The sequence below is a fragment of the Cysteiniphilum marinum genome (assembly GCF_014857925.1).
Taxonomy (GTDB): domain Bacteria; phylum Pseudomonadota; class Gammaproteobacteria; order Francisellales; family Francisellaceae; genus Caedibacter; species Caedibacter marinus.
This window is the reverse complement of the sequence record NZ_JACYVZ010000023.1, coordinates 1-19,273: the sequence shown is the minus strand read 5'-3', so window position 1 is coordinate 19,273 and position 19,273 is coordinate 1. Positions and strand designations below refer to the sequence as shown.

The following is a 19,273-nucleotide window of genomic DNA, read 5'->3' as shown; positions in this document are numbered from 1 at the left end:
GGCAGGGTCTTTGCTGGATATTCTACCCCAAAGTGTCAATACAGTTTTTTAAAAATTCTTATTCCTACACATGTCATGCAACCTGCAATGTTTTTTGCGCCTGACTTTTAAAGTCAAGAGCACCTTCTTTGTACACGTTCATTGGTTTTTTGTATCCCAAACTTTCATGAAATCTACGGTGATTATAAAAATCAATATAATCAGTAAGATCAGACCTAAGTTCAGGTAAAGAACCATATTCATTAAGATAAATTCGCTCGCATTTCGCACTACGCCAAAAACGCTCAATACAAATGTTATCAGTAGCTCGCCCTTTACCATCGATTGAAATAGTAATACCTCTACTGGATAATGCTATGCATCTCAGCCACAGCACTACCATCTTTCTGCAATAGCTTTTCATCAAGCCTTTGATAGCTTGAAATTTTATTATCATTAAATAAACAGGACAATTGATGCAACATTGTTTCATCTGCACACTTGTTATCATGCTGAGGTTTGTTAATCATTTGAAGTGAAAAAATATCACAGGGCTTATGCCCACGTTTTTGTATTTCCTCTCCAATTTTTAGCGCATTTGCGATACCATGCTCACTGCTATCTACACATAAAATTTGCTTCATTTTTTCTCCTTGTTCGTTAGCGTTAAAAAAAAACTGTTGCTTTAATGCGCTATCAACAAAATGCTCAACTTCTTGCGTGCTCATATGATAAACATTTGGTACAAAAACACATCCCTCATCAGTGCCTAATCCAGATAGATTCATATGCTTTTTTTCTTCTAACATCTCATCATAATATTTATCAAATGCTTCATATGTTTGAGAAAGTTCAGTATGAAGCGCTATGATCTCATCTAACAGTTCTCTCATTCTTTTATCTGCTGTTATTTCATCCTGCCGAATCGATAAAGCTAACTGCTTAAACTCTATTTGCTCACGCTTAATTTCCTCCATCAAGCGCTTTAATTCCGATTGATAACGCGCTATTTGTTCTTTTTCAGCTTGCGCTAAATTGAGATAATAGATAAAAGGCTGCTTTCGACGAAAGTTTTCTTGAAGCGCTGCTACTTGTGCTTCAACTTTGATACTCTGGTTAATTAATTTTGCCGACATTGGTTTCCCTCTATGCTGCTTAGTTCATCTCAACGCTCTGTTGTTTTTTCTCTACAGCTGCTTCATTTGCAGCGTTATAAAATGCATTAAGCTTGTCAGACGATAAGCCTGATTCATTAAGCTCCTCCAGCTCTTCACGCATCCCGTCATCTAAGTCACTTAGTTTGGTATCAAACTTTACTTTTATGCCTTGGTTATGATAAGCCTCTTGAATATCTTTATATTTTTGTCTATCTATCTTATTGCTGCCATCAAGAATCGCAGGGATCGATAGCTTTACCTCAGGGAAATTTTTAGCATTACCCCTTAACCAATCAGCAATAACTTCTGCTTGATTATTACTCTTACAATTCTGTAGTTTATTTTTCAAATCTTCTTTTAACTTATTGATTTGATGATTGCGAAGAACCTGGACTAACTGAAGGGCTCCCATCGCAAAATCCTGTGGAGATAAATCAGCAAACTCACCTGTGATTTTTAGCCCATTATCAGTTTTTGTTATTAATAGATCATACGTTTTTTCAGCACCCATTATTGCTTCATATTTATAACTTTCGATATTTTTATTATCTTTATTTTTTACAGCTTCTTTGTAGGTTAGTTTAATACTTTGATTCGCTTGGCTCTTTTGATTCTTTTGATTGACAACGTTTGCTAGTGACTTAGCCATATCTTCGCGTTTGAAAAATTGAGTAAAATCAGAATTTTCAATATTAACTTGGTTATTACTTTCTTTTTTATCCTCATCATCTATTGACTCTATGTTTGTCGACTCATTTGACTGATTAGCATCCATTACTCTATACCTCTTGAAATTGATTGATTAATACAACAATCAGCTACTTTTCGTTAGCGATTGAAGGCATCTCTTTTTGCATATGAAATAAATTTTGATATCGATCGCTTTCTTTATTGCCTCCCATTGCGTCTAACATTTCACTCACTCGCTGTTGAGTATCTGATTTGCTTAATACTTCTATGAGGTTGGTATTATCATTTGCTTTTGCATTCATTAGCACTCTCCTAATTGCACATTATTTTATTAGCTAAGGCTAAATATTCAGCCACAAGTGCTCACCGTACCCTGAGCGTAAGTCGAAGCGATGCACTGAGCATCAGTCGAAGTGAGTAACCACACTTCATAGAGGCTTCGACTTACGCTCAGCCAACGCTTACACAATCAAAGTGGGCAGAAATATGGCCATAGCCATTTTGTTATAGATAATAATATCTCAGCAAAAAGGATATGCAATTATTCAGCCGAAAACTCATCATTTTGATGAGTTTTCGGCTGAAGCTAGTAGATATACTTAAAGCTCAAGGGGTCAATGCCATTAAGCAAATCAGGTTTGATTAATGGACACTTATTACCTGCTGAGTCAATACATAAGAAAACAATTTTATGATCATAATAGACATAATCTATGCCTGCATCACAATCGATACTATCACTATCTGGAATCATGCTGCCTTCTGGGATGTTTATTCGGCAACTTTGATAAATATTACTAAAACGCACCAGAATATGTCTAGAGTAGGGTTGATCTTTGGGGCATCTTAATACTAGAGCAGAGCCTGCTTTCATCGCACATGAGCCTAATGAGACTCTACCTAAACCGACACTATAAAGACTAATACCTGGAACCATTTTATTATTAAAATCAACCTCCAATGTTCTAATGTCTGAACTTCCAGTCCTAAGATATACCATTTCACCTGTTGTTGTAGCACAAGCAATCACATTACTCGTTATAGCACCTTTATCTTTTGGAATATATTTGCAGCTATCCCCTCCCATGAGCGCGCTAGTGGGACCGGCTTTTTTTAGCAGAATAATATTATCAAGTTTATACTGTTTGTCATTATTAACTATAAATGTTAGTGTCCCTTTCATAATATAATAGTAACGCTCAGGTAAACCCGTACCAAAAGTAGTATTTCCATCATTAATACCCCACTTCCTTTTGACGCTAGTATCAAGACTAGAAGGTTTAAGCTCACCTAATTTTATCGCTTTTACGTAAGGTTCAAACTCAAAAAATTCATTACTAGCATTATAACTGCTACTTTCAACTTCTTTTTCAAACTCTACTTCTATGTCTTTATCACCTTCCTTATATTTCACACGAGTATAGTCATATGGCATAAATCTAACTTTCAATGTTTTAACCTCTTCATTGTAGCCAGTGTAATTAAAATAAAACACGCCATAATCTGACGCCACCCCCAATTGCACTGTGCTAAATAAGCTAAATAAAACACATATAAACCAAATTAGTCGATAACAACAGTTATTAGAGCCGTTACACAACATATGACAGATTTTCCTCTTTTGGTTGCTGATGGATATATAAAAATTCTTGCTTTTCATTATGAGTCCTATTTAAATTACTTGGGTAGATTTATATGATTGCCGCCTGGGTCTGGTTCACCTTTTATTTAATCTCCACCCTCGAAGATTTTGGCTTATTCTTTTTCTGTTCACGCCGATATTCCGCACTATTGTCTAGCACTTTACTGGCTGAACTACCTAGCTGCTGAGTACCATGCATTTGCTCTGTTTTTGCTTGAGTATACTTCTCAGACACTTGCGTTGCCGACTGCCCCAAACCTTGTGCTGACTGAGTTGCTGATGATTTCATTTCTTGCAGGTCTTGTTCACCTGCACGCTCATTATGCGATCCACCAACCCAATGCAATATTTTGTCTGGCAGAATATATATCAATGAGAAACATTTATAGAAAGCCAACGCAATAAAGTTGGCGTACATAAACATCATCATAATATTTAAACTCCCTGCAACATAATTATCTCCTGCCGCTTCTGCACCACCATAAAAGTTCGCGATCTGAGTTGCAACACCATGAAAACCAATCGCTGAAAAGCGGATCAGTAAATAGGTCAAAATAATACCTATGATTAGACCGACAACCATCAATACTGGGCGTAAAATTAAATTAAGCAATATCTGCACACTGGGTTCAGATTTACCATATACTTCATGCCCTTCTGGATGCGTCACACCTAGTGCAATAATCGGCGCTGCGATTATTGCTTCTATCAGTAAGAATAGCCAGGCAACCTTCCCTGCCCAAAATAACAAGAAAGGCGTCAGCGGAATTACCAATGCAAAGATAACTGCCGTAGTAAATAGCGTCACCAAAATAAAAAATACTAACGGCAACCAAATAAGTGACATCGTTAAATTTGACATTGTAACCATAGTTGCAAGTTGCGCGCCGAAATCTCCAACTGAACTAACAACACCGGCTAATGCAGGCGTAAAGAATGAAGCAGCTGCTAAACCTAAAGCCACACCATGCGTAGCACCTTGCAAAACCGACACTTCAATGATCACATCTCTTAGTGCATCACGCGCTTTCCCTGCAACGCCTTGCAATGTATTTATCATTAACGAGATAATTGATTTACCCACAGCTTGAATTTGCTGCAATGTTGATAAAGGGCTTGGTTTACCGTCAACAGACATCCCAATGTTATATAAAGCACTAAAAACACCTACTGAACTGGCACTTATACCCATTTTTGAGAAAATACCATCTAAAAACTTCTCTGCTGGACTGGCTAAATCAGATACAAGTATACCATCTTGAAAAAGTCCGACACCGCCAAGCTGAAAAATTCTGAATAGATACAATAATGCCGTTGCATACTCTAGCTTATATTTTGGCTTTGCTGTTATATTGCTTAACGCCGCATCAATCACCAAAAAGTATTTACCAAAGTCAGCAGAAACAGAATTTGGAACCAATTTACTTACCAACTGCTCACAACTGTATTTTTGGCTCGAGCTCGAACTTTTTTGCGGCGCTAACAAAAGATGATATAGTGCATTACATCTACTATTTGCTAAATCCATATTATTACCTATATTTAGCGCATTGATGATATGTTGTTTAAATTTAGACATATCTACTGAAATATATTTGTCACTATCAGTATCTTTATTCACATGAGAAACATCCACTTTCTCCGTCTTTAAGCTGTCAGAGCTCCAAGACTCACCATCTACTACTGTTGTGTAATTGATCCGTCCCTCTTGTAAGTTTTTTAATAGCTTTTCAATAGAGTATTTATTTTTATAATACTCTATGGTTATTTCTTTCTTGTTTAATGCGAGATTATTTGTTTGAAATTGCGAACTTAACTGTTCAAAAACATTAAACTTATCATAGAAATTTTTTAAAATAGTTGAGAAATTATCATCGATAATCAAATATTTCTGATCGGCATTCCACCAATCTCCAGCTTCCTTCTTCCATTCTTCGCTGGTTTTTGAGCCTGTTTTTTGATCTTCTTTTATCTTGTTCTGCAAAGCATTAAGAATATATGATGGCAACAACGCTAGAAACGAAAGGTTTGCTGGATCTACCGACCAATGTTCATAGTCTAAAGGCTGATTAAAAATGTTTTGAAATTCCCTTTGCAAATCACTGCACGAACGTTGCTTTCCATCTCTATTGTCAATGGGCACACAATAGGCATTAATAGCATCAATGAGCTCCTGCTGCTGTTCATTGCTAGCACTTGAAGGAATTCTAAAATCATAGCTATTAATGAGCTTAGCAATACTATATTGTTGATACAAACTATTATCAGGCTTTCCCTCATTTTTCACCAAACTTGACCAATGTAAATTCCCTTGTTTAATTTGGTTGATGGCATTTAAATTAGGCTCTAGACTGTAAAAAACTTGTGATCCAGCATCACCACGGTTCACAATTGTTTTTTTAATACGCCACAACAATGAATCTTCATACTTTCCCTCTTTATATATTGGTGCCTTGGTTTTTTCAATCGCATCAATTGCTTGCACAATGCTAATCTGATCAAGCTTTGTCTGCATGTCGATAGTGCCAATATCTTTCCCCTTTTCAAGGCTCAACAAATTTTGTGCAATATGACTTGAAAAACGAGATAACAAGAAAAGTGCTAAATTACTCTTAATGCCATCAACAATATCAACACTTGCTACTGGCGGCGAGCGATTTTCCATCAAACCTTCATAGGTGCCTTGCCAAACATTATTAGCAAAATTAATACTCAGTGACACACACAAAAAAATAAGGTATTGAGCAATACAAAACCCTGACTTTAATGGAATTGCGGCAGCAGAACCTAAGATCACACGCAGTGGGATCCAATAAGAATCCCAATTCTTCCCCAAGAAGGTACCATCTCTTGCGGTATTAATCGTACCGACAACAAGGATAAAGGCATAAATTGCAATAACTGCCATCAAGATACCGCAGTTAAAATGATAAATCAGCGTTCGAATCGCAACATCACTATAATTTCCCACCAAAGTGGCAGCAGCATTTGGTTGACTAAAACCAAATAACTCCTGAATAACTTTCCAAGCAGTATACGTGCTCTCTACACTAGCACTCATCAGCAACTGCTCCTTTTAGACACAAGATCAAGTGCCCACTCCTTAAATGAGCAGCCGAGTTTTTTGCGCAACAATTGGTAGCGCCAAAAATGATATTTAAAAGCATTGGCTAAAATCAGTAATAATAGCGAAAAACAAACAAATGATACGAGCACGCCATCTGCATAAATAAGTAAGTACAACGCATAGAAATAATCGATAATTGCTAATGCCATGCACACTCTGTACAGCAAAGTAAAACGCTTAATTAGTTTAACTTGTTTTTTATGATCAACGCCAATAGTTGGTAAATCCTCATATGACATGTTTGATTTTGGCTTTTTAATCATGAAAACTTTCTTGAGCATACTTGTAAGATATACATGCTGCTTTTTAAAGCTCTCTGCTAAAAACATTTTCTTTGTGCGCCTAAAGCGTACCTTTTTAGCCTTTGAGACTTGATTGGATTTTTTTTTGCTTAGTATCATTTTAATGCTCCCTTATCATTACTTATCGTCTTTTTGAACAATTTGCACAATAGATAACGCTGTACTATTGATGCTATTTGCATCTAAGTTTTGCTGTATAGTTAGGGTTAATATAATTTTTTTACTGAGCAAACCACTATCAGCAGAATAAGTAATCATCATAGGCACGGTTACTTTCCAACTTTTGACACCATTGATATGCCCCTTAGCATTTATTACAGGCGTTGCGATTAAAGATGCCCTTGAGACATATTTGTTTGCAGATAATAATTCAATTTCCTTTAGCGTAACTCTGTTAAACTCATGCCATGCACTTGACGTGAATAATCCTTTAAGCTCAAAAAGCTGATTTTTATAGTTGAGAAAGTCCAACTGAAATAACTTCGTCACATTTAAACTCACCCAATTGATCACCATATCTCGGGTAACTTCAGGTGTTGAGGTCATTTTTAAAGACTTAACAGATGCCTTATCATCAACAGCTAAAAAATACGTAGTATGTGTTGTAAAGTCATAGATAATATATCCAACCAGTAAGAAATTCATTAATCCACTGACTAATAATGTATTAATCATCAATCTGAAGTTTTTTTTGTAAAAATCTGCTCTTTCAGCAATAATTTTTAGTGTATTGTTTTTCATTGATACCCCTCGGATAACGCTTTGACAACTTTTTCAAATAATTCCATCCGCGTTCCATCAAACGCACGCAATAAAATAATTAACTTTTCAAAGCTTAAACATCGCGCATATAACTCAGTAAATTTTTTGTCTGAATAGATATCCTGATAAATTGCTTGAAATAGCGGCTTGTTTTTTTGATAAATATTTTGCATAAAATACATCATAACTGCTGTGGGTAGTTGCTCGAAGATACCTGCCAAATACCCCATATCCTGTGCACTAATAGACCCTGAGTCTAAATCGAGCATCATCTCATAAAAACTTTCTAAGCTACGCCATGTTTTATCATCAATCAGGCAAGTTGCTTGTAACGTCTCTTTGACATCGAACCCGATCAATAGATCACTGATATATTGACTACCAAAGCCATGCCAATAACTAATCACTTGACGCTGAAGATCACTTTGCTGTTTTTCTATCGTCATTATATTTCCTTGTCATTTTGATAGCCGTCTTTATAGAAGTTCTCAACCATCTCATTTACTAGCTTTTCGGTAATTGCTTTAGCACTTTGATCTTTATAGATATTTGTCTGAGACTCTAAGTAAGGCTTGGCGCTTCCTGTTGGAAAATGTGCAGCAAGAATAGATAGCGTACTAGAAACACCAATACACTCAATCAAACGTTGTTTGAGATAACAGTCTTCGGACGTTGTTGTAAATACCCAGATTTCATAAGCACTTAATGTCAAATTAAGCAACTGTGTGTTCACACCATTTTTTGTGTGAAATTGACCAATAAAATTCATTCCTCTGGAGGAAGGACCATGTACAGATGTTTTAAGTGCTGATGTCTCTGTATCATTCAAGCCAAAATGTGATTTGGTTTTTTCTATGGAGGACTGGTTGCCTCCACTTAAGATAAAAACAGATGTTGCAAACTCTAACATCACAGGATTGAAATCACTTAAAGATTGTGATGCTAGCGTAATCTGAATACTATGTTTTCTTCCTTCACGCATATCGGTTAGAACTTGTCGCATAATCGGCTCACACCCCTGCATACGATGAAATTCATCGAACACAACTCGCTTTGGTATCGTTAAAATATTTTTGATCTGAGATTGATGATATGATTGATAAATCTGGGCTATGCTTTCTAAATCTGCAGCATTGAGATAAAAATAGCTTGCTGTCACGTGACGTACCAGCATATAAGCAACCACTGATGTTCTAACTTCTGTCGCCAATACACCTGACATTACAGCTGATAAATCAAAAGCGGCAACCTTAGCCTTAACCTCAAGGTTGCTAACCATGTTTAATGATGGGAAACTTTTGATCATTGAAGTGATATTTCGACAAAAATACTGAATATAATTCTCGCCATTTGCTAAGCTAATATCCCGATATAAATCAGCAATACTCACATGGTTAACCGCAGTAATTAAGTCGGATAAAATAGGCATTGCATAACGTTGAGCTACCTTAGCTAAGTCTATATGCCCCTGATCAAATAAATAATCCACAACCTGCCACCAAGATATCAATTCATGATTCTCTACCAACTTGTCAACCTCAGGCACTAAGCCTCTTTGATAGCTTTTGGGCTGATGCTGATCATCATGCTGAATATAAGTTTCCTCTATCACCATTTTCAATAAAGCATCAAAACCCTCTGGCAAAGACTTACTCATATCTTCAAGCAATAAAACAGATAATAAATTCACCAAATAGTTTCTATGCGACTGAGAAGGTATTCGAGCACCTAGATAAGTGTCAAAAGGATTAATCGCATCCTTGTGTGAAAAAGTGAAGTAATGATGCTCAGCAACGTCTTTGTCGCCACTGGCTTCCTGAACATAATCAATTAACCCCTTGGATGACGGTCCAATATCAAATACCACCAAGTAAGGCAATTCCTCTAGCCCAGACTTTACACATGCCGATAAATTTAAGGCATTTAACAGTACTGATTTCCCAGCACCTGATCTGGCATAAATTAACTCAATCCAGCTAATTTGCTGTGATGACCCGCTTTGATATGGCCATAATTTACCATTTGATGTACAAAAAAGCGTAGCCCCTGTTTGCCAGGAAGTTGCTGGCTGAAAAAAAGGCATCAGCTTTACCGCATCACTCAACGGTGCAGCAACAGCGCAAGGTAATGAACGTTTATTAACACCCACCAAGCTTGATTGCAGAATATTAAAAGGATCACCAAAGTTTGAAGTGGTTTGCGCGCCCCCCCAACTTTGAACTGCTTTAGTAAGTGCAGATTTCTGTCGCTGAAACCCAATGGTATCATCTTTATGAGACCATGTAATGAAATTGATAGAAAACTTAAGAATCGGAATATCCGTATTCTCACTGATATTTTTAAGCAGTTCATGCGCATTACAAATTAATCGATTTTCATGCGAAGTAAATGTCAGAAACCTTGCTAATAAAGATTTTGCTTGGGTAATTTTGACGCCATTTGCCATTAAACAAAAGCAGGCTTGCCAAGGCATATCATATTCTTTCAATTGCAGAAAAAGTTTATCAAATGATTGTACTACTTGGGGAAACAGACTGATCGTGACCGATGCATAACGATGATTCCCTATCACACAGTCAGACATATTGTTATTTTTAGCCTCATCACTATAAAGCTGGTAAGCCAAGCTTGGCCACAACCAAGTGGACCAATCCGTTGTATCTGCAATTGGATATAATTTATCACCCGGCAAAGCAGCACACCACTTTCCTGCATTGGATTGATAACTGATTTGATTTTTGATCACAGGCAATGCTTCTGATAGCGCTAACTTTTCAATTCTTAAGCCAAGGGCATTAAAAGACTCTATTAAAATAGATATTGAACTTTGATGCTGTGTTCGCACTTCATCAATGACATGTAAAAAATGCTGAGTCTTGGCAGACACTTTTAAAATATGACTACTAAATTTTTGCGCTTTTTTCTTATATGCATTTTTAGTCTCCTGACTAGACAATACACTAGGGGAGGTCCATATACATAGATAACATTTTTCTAAGGCGCATGTCTGTTCTAATTTCCTTTTCTTATGCGCATACAAATCACTAAAATTCAATTTGATCCGTTGAGAAGTTTTTTCTGAACCAAGTAATAAATCATTTACATACTCATACACACCCGCCACATCATGACGAAAAACACACTTGATAGTAATCCCTTGTTTTTGCAAGAATGGCGCTAATACCATCGTCAACTGCTCAGATAAATAGCTATACTCATCATGTCCGACCAAATGGTTCACACCATCAAATTCAAGGATTGATAACAAACTTCCATCTTTGGCGATCAATGTGAACTCATCATCAGCACTTTCAAGTTCACAATAGCTTGCGCTCTCTTTTTTACCATAATAATTAACCCACGCAAAACATTTTTCGATTGCGCTATATAGCATATTGATCATCTTAACCTACATCAAATTTCAAGAAACTATTTAAAAACAAACCCTGAAGAGGTATATACCTGAGCACTTGAAGCATCAATTTTGATAATTTTGCCATAACCATCAAGTGTTTGCCCTTGCTTGACTGACAGTGAGTGCCCTTGTTTATCCTCAAACCATGCGATACCATCAACAACTGCTGTTAATTGGAGCTTCTCTGCCAAATTATGCTCTTTAGCATTCATATACTGTAACTGTTGCTCAAGTGAATGGATGAGTGGAAATAACTCATCACTTTTTTTGTCCTTACTCAACTTAATTAATATCGATTCAAAACCACTGACTAACTTAAGCACCTCATTTTGCTTGGCTTCAATTACTTTAATGTGCTTCGCTAAGTCAATACTTCTTTGCTCATATGACTGTAACTCTTTCGTCATCTTTTGCTGAAAATCATCAACTTTGTCAGTCATTAATTTTGTATTATCAGATAGCTTATTTAAATTGATTGATTCACCTGCCATTAGATGATTGACCTTCTCCCGGTCAAAGCTATTGCCTGCCGTTTTTGGTTTCACTTCAACAAAGTCAGCATTAAGCGTTTGATGTTGTCTTATTGCTGTTTTTTGTTCATTGCGCTTATTATCATTAAAAAATAGTGTGCTTAGAATAATGTAAGCACCAATCATAAACGCAATGGCAATAACGACATACGCTAAGTAAATTTTTTCAAATTTAAATGCCAATCGCTTTTTCCCTTCTTGAATAAGCAGCTCCTCCTGGTCAGACAACGGCTGACCAGGAGGGTTTTCTCCATGACCTTTACTCTCAGGTTTATCATCAAAATCAAAATTACTCATAAACAATATCCTAGCTTTTATTTATTAATTGAAATTACTCACTCACATCACGCATAAACAATACACCTATAGCAGAACCTTGATCTATTGTTACCGTTGGTGGACGATCAAATTCCTTCGCAACCGATTTGCTCAGGGCTGATCCAATTTTACCGACGCCCGCATATGCCGCATTTTTTGCTGTTAAATCTGCTTCATTACCAATACATACTGTTTTATTACTTGTGCTATCCCAATAACACATTCGCTGATTATTCATCTGTGAATTGGTAAAGTAATTACCAAAACCATCCAAAAAGGAAGCGGCAAATAAACTGCCATAGCGCAATAAATAATGATGATCTACATCGCTAGCAAGTGCTGTTTGTGCCGTAGATTGATCTATAGCATATGCATTAATTTCAATACTTGTTGGGCGGTTTGCAATCGATAGAGTATTAAATTGAATCACCAGCTTATCTTCTTTGCGCACAAAACCACCTAGTAATTTAGCCCCTTTATAAGGACCTACCACAATTCTTGCTAAAACAGGTGTTCCTTCCTGATCACTATTTACAGCTGTATCAATAACAGCAATTTGAATATCACCGGCTTTAAATAGCCTTTTTTTAAGCTTATCAAGTGCTGATAAGCCATTAGTAAGTTCACTTTGATTGCGCTCAACAACTGCATTGTTTTTACTCATCATAGGTCTTTTATTCCAAGATTTAAGAATCATTTCAAAATTTTTCTGCTGCGATTCAAGTTGAGCTTTTGTCATGCTATTACCATAAACTGAGTCTTGAACATCTCCACCCTTTAGAGATTTTTTTTCACGCGCTTTCTGCTTGTAAAATTCCACAGGCTCCATCCTGCCATCATTATCAATAGGCTCCGGTTTATTCTCTTGTCTGCCTGCTTGCCGCTTCCCTCCTGAAAAAACACCCTCAATATAACTTGCATGATTTTCAGTCGCATTTTTATAATGCGTTTCTTTATGATGCTCAATAAGTTTTTTTCTAGCGACATCCTCAACGCCACTTACTTGATAATCTTCTTCTTTATTGAGATGTATGCTTGACGTTAAATAAGTCTGGCGTGATTTACCGCATGAGATCAGCATAATAATTGAAATCACGAATACCGTGATAATAATCAGCAATACTCTTAGTCTTGGATGGTTTTTTAAAAAACGCAACATAACTATTGATCCTCAATGTTTATTTTATGCAAACCGTCATCATCTGAAATCAACACTTGTGGTAGAACATTAATTTCATAGACATTGACTACACCTGAGCTCTTGTCTTCGATGTGTCTAATATAACGTGGCGAAATAAGTGTACCGGAGGTCAAGATCAAATAGTGATCTTGATAACGCCAAAATTGACTTCTTCCACTTACGTCTGACGTTTTAAGCTTTTTAGCGCCTTGCGGCGAAATACCTGAAAGTAGACTCAACATATATGATGGCTGCTCTGAAAAAGATGACAATTCATTGTCTTGAGTATTGCCCGCCACACGTACATAAAGCTCGTAATCCCACTCTTTTTGGGTTGATTGCACCATTAAAGTAATTGGCGTAGCTCTTCCTTGTAACATCACCGACATATTAGTATTGGCATAAGGCTTTTTTGATTGCATCATTAAAATGCCGCTTTTTTTGTCCCAATTAACATTGAAATTGCCATCATCACCAATTACATAGCTGCTAATTGGCCATACTTTACCCTTAGCATCTGTAAATACGACCGAGCTGACAACCCCTACGCCCAAACGCACATTAGGAGGCGATCCTTTTTCACCCAAAGCAGTATTAGCCATAACGACTCTTTGCACACCTTCAACACTTGACATAGACGGCATAACGGCAGCGGCCTGCTGTCGAGCACTAATTTCAGGTTTAGCTTCTTGAATATCTTTTGCTGTTAATGGGAACATCGCATTGACCATCGTATTGACTTTACTATCCTGACCTGCGTGACAGAAATTAAGAAGTAGAAAGCCTATAGCAAATAAATATATCTTTTTTAAAGGAAGCACTATTTATTCCAAAAGTATCTTGATTTCTGCACAGTCTATTTAGCACATCACCACAACATCAACCGCATAACAGCGCTTCGATCAAACTAACCTTTTTAAATCCCATATATGCGTAGACATGCAATTATTTCATCCGTGAAACATTTATGAAATAGGCGGGTTTAGTTTGAGATATAAACTACAAATACTGAAATCATCTCAGATTAGAAAATAAGATGCCCAGCATTCGTGAAATATGCTCTAAGCAATTTGAAAACAATTTTTCTCTCACCCTCAAGAATCAGTCAATAGCCAAGAAGCTACAACTATCTATGCTAATGTATACACATACACTGCGATCAGGCGAAGCTTTTATTATCCCTGTGATAGCACATCAATTGCTTGATGCATGGTCACATAACTCACCTCAAAAGGCACCTTTTTTATCTTATAAGAATCAGTTATTGCTCCCACAAAACATCATTTATCAAGATACACTAGCCTTCATTAAAGACCCAACATCAAAGTGGAGTCTTTTACAGTTGTTAGAGGATAATAACATGGGAGCATGCATGCATACTAAGCTCAATAAGGACCATAGTATTTCAAAACTCTTTTTCTCTACAGAAAATCGTAAGGTCCTATGTGCACCATCTCTTTATAATGATTATTTCAATGAAATTATCCGTGAGATTCAAGATAGGTTTTGTAAATATAAATCACTATGGGAGGACTATCGAGTGAGTGAAGCAATTGACTCGATTGAGCTTGATACTGAGATATTAACATTACCATCAAATGGAATATCATTATCTAAGTCTGAAACAGAATGTTTTAAAGAAATATACAGCGGCACATATAATGCAAAAGAAATTTCGCTTAAGCTAAATCGCTCACCAAGAACCATTGAGAAAATAATCGCCAACTTATCTAATAAACTCAACTGTAAAAACAAATATGAGTTAGTCGTCAAAGTGTCACAGATGGATGATTATGTCAAGCATTTGCTTTACAGCGGATTGTTGTAAAGTACATGGCGGATTCGTATAATAAGCACATCCACCCTTATGCGAGATGTTGTGCGATTTAAACTGAACAATGAGATGATAATTAAGGCTCAATTTTTTCCTGATTCATTATTTACCTGATAATAGCTAAGACCTGTAAAAGATTTTCAGCCATCTTACGCTTATATGCCTCATGAGCATTAAAACGTGGCATACCTGAAACGTCTTTAAGATAAACTGCATCATTATAGTTTATCATCATAGTTATATTTGCATAGTCTGCAATTGCCTGAGATGAATATTTAAAAGGCAAAAGATCATCTTTTGTGATTACTATCGTACTATTCACCAAACCAGGAGTTCCCTCAAAGTGCGCATAAATATAACTAATCAACTCATCACGAAGATTAGGATGTTCAAGCATTTGGTTCAAAATATTGATCGAATCCAATTGATTACCTGGCAGCATCAAAGGATAATCTACAATTGGAATTTGAGTCGGATTACTAGTAATTTTTCCAAGCTCAATCTTAGCCTGAATGCGCTTGTATAAATTTGCTTCGTCTCCAGTATCAGGAATAATTTGCAATAATTTACTTTCTAACAAATCCGCTTTGAATTGCGACAGAAGATGTGCGATTTTTGGCAGTATGCTTAGTCGTGGCAAATAAAGATCTGCAACAATATCCCCTAACACATCAGCAGGAATGCTTGCAATGACCTGATTGAGTTTTTGGTGCTTTCCATCATTGCAGCCATCCAAGCAATTATAGGCCTGTCCCACCCATAAACTTCTTACACTTTCAGACCATAATCTTTGTATTTCTGTGTTAAGCGAATTGTTATCATTTATAAATGAGACAATATCACTTAAGCTTTCCAAAGTCAGTGAACGAGAACGTATTGATTCAAAATCTGAGCCGTCAGCAAATAAGTCATTATAATTAGCTATAAATAATGCCTTTTTTTCCTCATCCGATGGTTGTTGATGCGCAATAATTGCATCAGGAACACGCTGTGAAACTAAATAATACTTTTCCTTAAGACTTTGTGTCAGGCTAATGCTGCCAGTAGGATTATCATCAGCAGTAGAACTTAATCCCAGAGATTGACTCATTGACGACATTCTTGTAGTGGGGGCTATATACCTCATCCATCGAGATATCTGATTGGAGAATTCATCATCAGCGACAGTTGGTAATGTTATCGCATTTAGTGCCTGATAAATATCCCGAGAAAATAAATTTTGATATAAAATACCATTAACGACTCCATGACTAGCATCATAGTTAGCCACAATCGTTTCATAGTTGTTTTGTTGACTAGTATTGTATTGATAGACAGGATATTGATGAGTACTATTATTGTGATTATCTAGCCCATGCATTAAATTTGTTTGATTTGCCCTAAGCGCATTTTGATCATGTGTCTTATTAGCTTCAAGCTCATAATGTCCATGCATTAGAGATACGCTTGCTGAAGCAGGAAAGCTATTACCTGCTAGTGTATCTTTTATGGCTTGTGGTGTCTGATGCCACAGATGCGCGAATGCATTTTTATAATCATCTTCCGTTAAACTATTAAATGTAGTTGAAGATAGAGTAACTCCGACCGCACGGGCATAGTTAAATAATAGCCCCTTATCTGTATCATCAAAGCCCATATAAATTGTTCCAGCAAAATTAGTATCGACAGCATCTAACATGCCTTGAGTGACCTCAGTTGATGCCACTACAACTGAGGGTTCTGGCAAGCCTACTTCTGATGACTCCCCCTGAGAAATCTCTGACTCTGTTGACACTGCTGGTCGCACGTCTTCTGATGCTACTATTTCATAATCTTGGAATAATTGTCTATAACGGTTAACTCCCTCTTGTAATGCTTCAGGTAAAGTATGTAGACTCCTGCTGTAGAACTGCTGAGAAATATTGACGCCATTAAGACCCATCATATGTTCAATTGCTGAAAAATCTTCATCATTCAATAAAACATGCACCGCATGAATCACTTGCCCTGGGTGATTTGAAATATTACTCAAAGACGATACGGTTACACTACTGTCATTATTAAACAATTTCTTTTTTAATACAGTTAAGTTCGTTGCTGGTGACCAAACTCCGTCATGCGGATTAACGGCAATATGAGATGAAGATTGACCGTCTATTGTTAATGTTGCATTTAAATTAAGTGCTTGATGCCCAACTCTCCCATCTGAAAACAAGCTATGATATTTTATTGCGGTATTAAACTGCTGCTCAGTTACACTCCCCCCTAACTCTTCTATTAATTGTGCATCTGTCGGCTTATATTGCACAACAAAATACATAACATGACCATTTTGCGCCTCTGTTTTTATCGCGATTGGATTAAAGAATAATGACTGAGCAGGATTGTAGGTCTGAATCAACGGCACATTGAATGGGAAGGTATATTGAGCACCAAATCTATCAATCCAAGTCTGTTGACCAGGCTCAGTAATATTTACAGATCGATATAACCAACTTTTGTTAAATGACAGCAAATTAGCTCCAACAATCCCACCCATTAAGGTCATGTCAAAAAGCTGCGCTAGATCATTTGCCCTACTATGCTGCATAAGTTGAATATTAAACGGATCTTGTGCAGTTACATTGACAGTCGTATTAACTGCATGTCCTGTTATCGGATTGGTAGCCGTTACCGTTAGCGTAGCATCATATTGTTGACGTCCATTAATCTGTGGAACATAAGCTACAGTGACAAAATGATGATTGCCATTTTGTCGCGTGGCTACAACATGCAACGCATTCTCTGTTGAAACTATCTGATTAGCAAAGCGATAGTCGCTAAGATCACCTCCAACGATATCTGGGATAATCTCAAATTCATACTCAATTTCTCGAAATCCATCAACATCCACAATATATCGATCAGGATTGTAATTTCGCGTAACGATCTGATTTGCTTGCGCTAGAACAGATGATGGCGGGCTAGGCACCGGTGATATAGTTGTTGATGCTACCGTTGTTGGTGATGGTACCGTTGTTGATGATGGTACCGTTGTTGGTGATCGTACCGTTGTTGGTGATGGCACCGTTGTTGGTGATGGTAACGTTGTTGGTAGTACACTTGTTGGGGTAGGAGAAGAATCAGAAGACGACCTTTCTCCATCGACTCCATCTCCGCCACAAGCGCTTAACAAAGATGCGCTTAAAATAATATATATAACTTTTTTCATAAAAACACCCTTTATATTCTGTTAATTTACAACTTAAATTATTTATCAATCTGCTTTTAAACATACAAGCGCTTTGATTTATCAGCGCTTGATGCCATTACCAACCTTTTCATATCACCGTAAATATATAAGTCAAATTACGGACACTTAGTCCTATAGCTAATTTGCAGAAAACCTTATGTAATCGCATCGCCCCCACAGCAACTATTACGCATAAGATACTGCAATGATGAGCATTTTACTTTTAGAACGAAAAAGATCATTCTCCACCCGATAAGATGCTGCACCAGACTCCCCCCGATTAGATAACCCACAATGATTTAGGTAGTCAGAATATCCTAAAGAATAAGAATTGGAAGTTTCCAGATACATCCTCACGTATCCTCTGGTTAACCACAACCCTAATTGAGTCACCGCTCCACTGTTATCCTCAAAGGCTACTTTACCTACAAAATATAGCGCCTATTACATCTAAGTATTTGTCATCAATAGCTCATTCCATGATGTGAGTTAGTTTTACAAATTGCTCACTTATTGCTTTCAAACCAAAAAACTCATCATATTGTCCGCTTTACGAGCCAATTATTATTACATTGTCAACTTTAGGGCAGACTATCATGCGTGCATAAATTATCGACAATGAGGAATAATAATGGATACGAATAGAAATATTAAATTGTTAAAAATTAGACAGTTATATGATTTAATAATGGGGTGATTAATGACTATTTTAGAATTAATGAAAGCAAATGGATATCAAATTAATGAAGGTGGTATGTGCTATGGTATTTCACACGTGGCAATACAATCAGCCTTAAGAGGAAAATTTGGTGACTACATTAGACGCTTAAATCGAATTAAAGTACTCCCCATTGTCTAGACCACTTTGCAATAAAAATGGGATATTTTTCTACTGCAAATTCAACTCATCAACTATAGGCTTCAAACAAATGTTTTTGTTTGGTTTTAAGCCGGATAATAGTTTCTCTTTAAATGCGTCGGCATCAGTGTTTTTATAGCTAGTGTTGAAATAAACCTCCGCTGGTTTTTTATACGCAAGACCTTGATGATGTCTTTCATAATTGTAAAACTCAAAGTATCGTTTTAATGAGCGTTTGGCTTCTTGCATATCAGCATAATCTTTTAT

16 protein-coding genes and 1 pseudogene are annotated in these 19,273 nt (G+C 36.7%); 2 read left to right on the top strand and 15 right to left on the bottom strand.

The window, feature by feature from the left end; translation table 11 throughout:
* Positions 1–73 precede the first annotated feature (73 nt).
* The 13 genes from IE867_RS14990 to IE867_RS09960 all read right to left on the bottom strand — a co-directional run bounded on the left by IE867_RS14990 (position 74) and on the right by IE867_RS09960 (position 13,923).
* Positions 74–382 (bottom strand): integrase core domain-containing protein, encoded by a 309-nt coding sequence (locus IE867_RS14990; protein WP_225630024.1) that lies wholly within the window; start codon positions 380–382, stop codon positions 74–76.
* Positions 342–1,115 carry a 16S rRNA (guanine(527)-N(7))-methyltransferase RsmG gene (locus tag IE867_RS10015; protein ID WP_192484588.1) on the bottom strand — a complete coding sequence of 258 codons (774 nt, stop codon included), beginning with the start codon at positions 1,113–1,115 and terminating at the stop codon, positions 342–344. The genes IE867_RS14990 and IE867_RS10015 overlap by 41 nt, the downstream gene beginning before the upstream one ends.
* 19 nt (positions 1,116–1,134) lie before the next feature.
* On the bottom strand, positions 1,135–1,911 hold the full coding sequence (locus IE867_RS10010; RefSeq protein ID WP_192484587.1) for a hypothetical protein: 777 nt from the start codon (positions 1,909–1,911) through the stop codon (positions 1,135–1,137).
* Positions 1,912–1,954: 43 nt separating this feature from the next.
* A complete protein-coding gene (locus IE867_RS10005) occupies positions 1,955–2,128 on the bottom strand; it encodes a hypothetical protein (RefSeq protein ID WP_192484586.1) in 174 nt (57 codons plus the stop codon).
* A 284-nt stretch (positions 2,129–2,412) separates the two neighbouring features.
* Positions 2,413–3,429 (bottom strand): hypothetical protein, encoded by a 1,017-nt coding sequence (locus IE867_RS10000; protein ID WP_192484585.1) that lies wholly within the window; start codon positions 3,427–3,429, stop codon positions 2,413–2,415.
* A gap of 121 nt (positions 3,430–3,550) precedes the next feature.
* Positions 3,551–6,529 carry a DotA/TraY family protein gene (locus tag IE867_RS09995; RefSeq protein ID WP_192484584.1) on the bottom strand — a complete coding sequence of 993 codons (2,979 nt, stop codon included), beginning with the start codon at positions 6,527–6,529 and terminating at the stop codon, positions 3,551–3,553.
* Positions 6,529–6,996 (bottom strand): hypothetical protein, encoded by a 468-nt coding sequence (locus IE867_RS09990; protein WP_192484583.1) that lies wholly within the window; start codon positions 6,994–6,996, stop codon positions 6,529–6,531. Before IE867_RS09990 ends, IE867_RS09995 begins: the two co-directional genes overlap by 1 nt.
* Positions 6,997–7,014: 18 nt before the next feature.
* Entirely contained in the window at positions 7,015–7,638 is a 624-nt protein-coding gene (locus tag IE867_RS09985) for a DotI/IcmL family type IV secretion protein (RefSeq protein WP_192484582.1), read from the bottom strand.
* Positions 7,635–8,105, bottom strand: coding sequence for a type IVB secretion system protein IcmW (locus IE867_RS09980; RefSeq protein WP_192484581.1), 471 nt, complete (start codon positions 8,103–8,105; stop codon positions 7,635–7,637). The genes IE867_RS09985 and IE867_RS09980 overlap by 4 nt, the downstream gene beginning before the upstream one ends.
* Positions 8,105–11,062: a hypothetical protein gene (locus IE867_RS09975; protein ID WP_192484580.1), complete on the bottom strand. Its 2,958-nt coding sequence runs from the start codon at positions 11,060–11,062 to the stop codon at positions 8,105–8,107. Before IE867_RS09975 ends, IE867_RS09980 begins: the two co-directional genes overlap by 1 nt.
* Positions 11,063–11,088: 26 nt before the next feature.
* Positions 11,089–11,901 carry a hypothetical protein gene (locus IE867_RS09970; RefSeq protein WP_192484579.1) on the bottom strand — a complete coding sequence of 271 codons (813 nt, stop codon included), beginning with the start codon at positions 11,899–11,901 and terminating at the stop codon, positions 11,089–11,091.
* A gap of 34 nt (positions 11,902–11,935) precedes the next feature.
* Complete coding sequence (locus tag IE867_RS09965) at positions 11,936–13,081, bottom strand: DotG/IcmE/VirB10 family protein (RefSeq protein WP_192484578.1); 1,146 nt, start codon at positions 13,079–13,081, stop codon at positions 11,936–11,938.
* 2 nt (positions 13,082–13,083) lie between these two features.
* Entirely contained in the window at positions 13,084–13,923 is an 840-nt protein-coding gene (locus IE867_RS09960; RefSeq protein WP_192484577.1) for a DotH/IcmK family type IV secretion protein, read from the bottom strand.
* Between the two features lie 311 nt (positions 13,924–14,234).
* On the opposite strand from IE867_RS09960, the gene IE867_RS09955 reads away from it, so the two are divergent.
* Positions 14,235–14,930: a helix-turn-helix domain-containing protein gene (locus tag IE867_RS09955; RefSeq protein WP_192484576.1), complete on the top strand. Its 696-nt coding sequence runs from the start codon at positions 14,235–14,237 to the stop codon at positions 14,928–14,930.
* A gap of 112 nt (positions 14,931–15,042) precedes the next feature.
* Here IE867_RS09955 and IE867_RS14830 read toward each other — a convergent pair whose 3' ends face one another.
* A complete protein-coding gene (locus IE867_RS14830; RefSeq protein WP_235998616.1) occupies positions 15,043–18,126 on the bottom strand; it encodes a hypothetical protein in 3,084 nt (1,027 codons plus the stop codon).
* A 721-nt stretch (positions 18,127–18,847) separates the two neighbouring features.
* Between IE867_RS14830 and IE867_RS09945 the strand changes: the two genes are divergently transcribed.
* Positions 18,848–19,006 (top strand): hypothetical protein, encoded by a 159-nt coding sequence (locus IE867_RS09945; RefSeq protein ID WP_192484575.1) that lies wholly within the window; start codon positions 18,848–18,850, stop codon positions 19,004–19,006.
* 30 nt (positions 19,007–19,036) lie between these two features.
* Here IE867_RS09945 and IE867_RS14985 read toward each other — a convergent pair.
* A pseudogene (locus IE867_RS14985) lies at positions 19,037–19,273 on the bottom strand (hypothetical protein); the annotation flags it as partial.

What these genes read in the sequence shown, in the direction of transcription:
- IE867_RS14990 (WP_225630024.1), bottom strand. Translation starts at nt 382, where the DNA reads ATGGTAGTGCTGTGGCTGAGATGCATAGCATTATCCAGTAGAGGTATT.
- IE867_RS10015 (WP_192484588.1), bottom strand. Translation starts at nt 1,115, where the DNA reads ATGTCGGCAAAATTAATTAACCAGAGTATCAAAGTTGAAGCACAAGTA.
- IE867_RS10010 (WP_192484587.1), bottom strand. Translation starts at nt 1,911, where the DNA reads ATGGATGCTAATCAGTCAAATGAGTCGACAAACATAGAGTCAATAGAT.
- IE867_RS10005 (WP_192484586.1), bottom strand. Translation starts at nt 2,128, where the DNA reads ATGAATGCAAAAGCAAATGATAATACCAACCTCATAGAAGTATTAAGC.
- IE867_RS10000 (WP_192484585.1), bottom strand. Translation starts at nt 3,429, where the DNA reads ATGTTGTGTAACGGCTCTAATAACTGTTGTTATCGACTAATTTGGTTT.
- IE867_RS09995 (WP_192484584.1), bottom strand. Translation starts at nt 6,529, where the DNA reads ATGAGTGCTAGTGTAGAGAGCACGTATACTGCTTGGAAAGTTATTCAG.
- IE867_RS09990 (WP_192484583.1), bottom strand. Translation starts at nt 6,996, where the DNA reads ATGATACTAAGCAAAAAAAAATCCAATCAAGTCTCAAAGGCTAAAAAG.
- IE867_RS09985 (WP_192484582.1), bottom strand. Translation starts at nt 7,638, where the DNA reads ATGAAAAACAATACACTAAAAATTATTGCTGAAAGAGCAGATTTTTAC.
- IE867_RS09980 (WP_192484581.1), bottom strand. Translation starts at nt 8,105, where the DNA reads ATGACGATAGAAAAACAGCAAAGTGATCTTCAGCGTCAAGTGATTAGT.
- IE867_RS09975 (WP_192484580.1), bottom strand. Translation starts at nt 11,062, where the DNA reads ATGATCAATATGCTATATAGCGCAATCGAAAAATGTTTTGCGTGGGTT.
- IE867_RS09970 (WP_192484579.1), bottom strand. Translation starts at nt 11,901, where the DNA reads ATGAGTAATTTTGATTTTGATGATAAACCTGAGAGTAAAGGTCATGGA.
- IE867_RS09965 (WP_192484578.1), bottom strand. Translation starts at nt 13,081, where the DNA reads ATGTTGCGTTTTTTAAAAAACCATCCAAGACTAAGAGTATTGCTGATT.
- IE867_RS09955 (WP_192484576.1), top strand. Translation starts at nt 14,235, where the DNA reads ATGCTAATGTATACACATACACTGCGATCAGGCGAAGCTTTTATTATC.
- IE867_RS14830 (WP_235998616.1), bottom strand. Translation starts at nt 18,126, where the DNA reads ATGAAAAAAGTTATATATATTATTTTAAGCGCATCTTTGTTAAGCGCT.
- IE867_RS09945 (WP_192484575.1), top strand. Translation starts at nt 18,848, where the DNA reads ATGACTATTTTAGAATTAATGAAAGCAAATGGATATCAAATTAATGAA.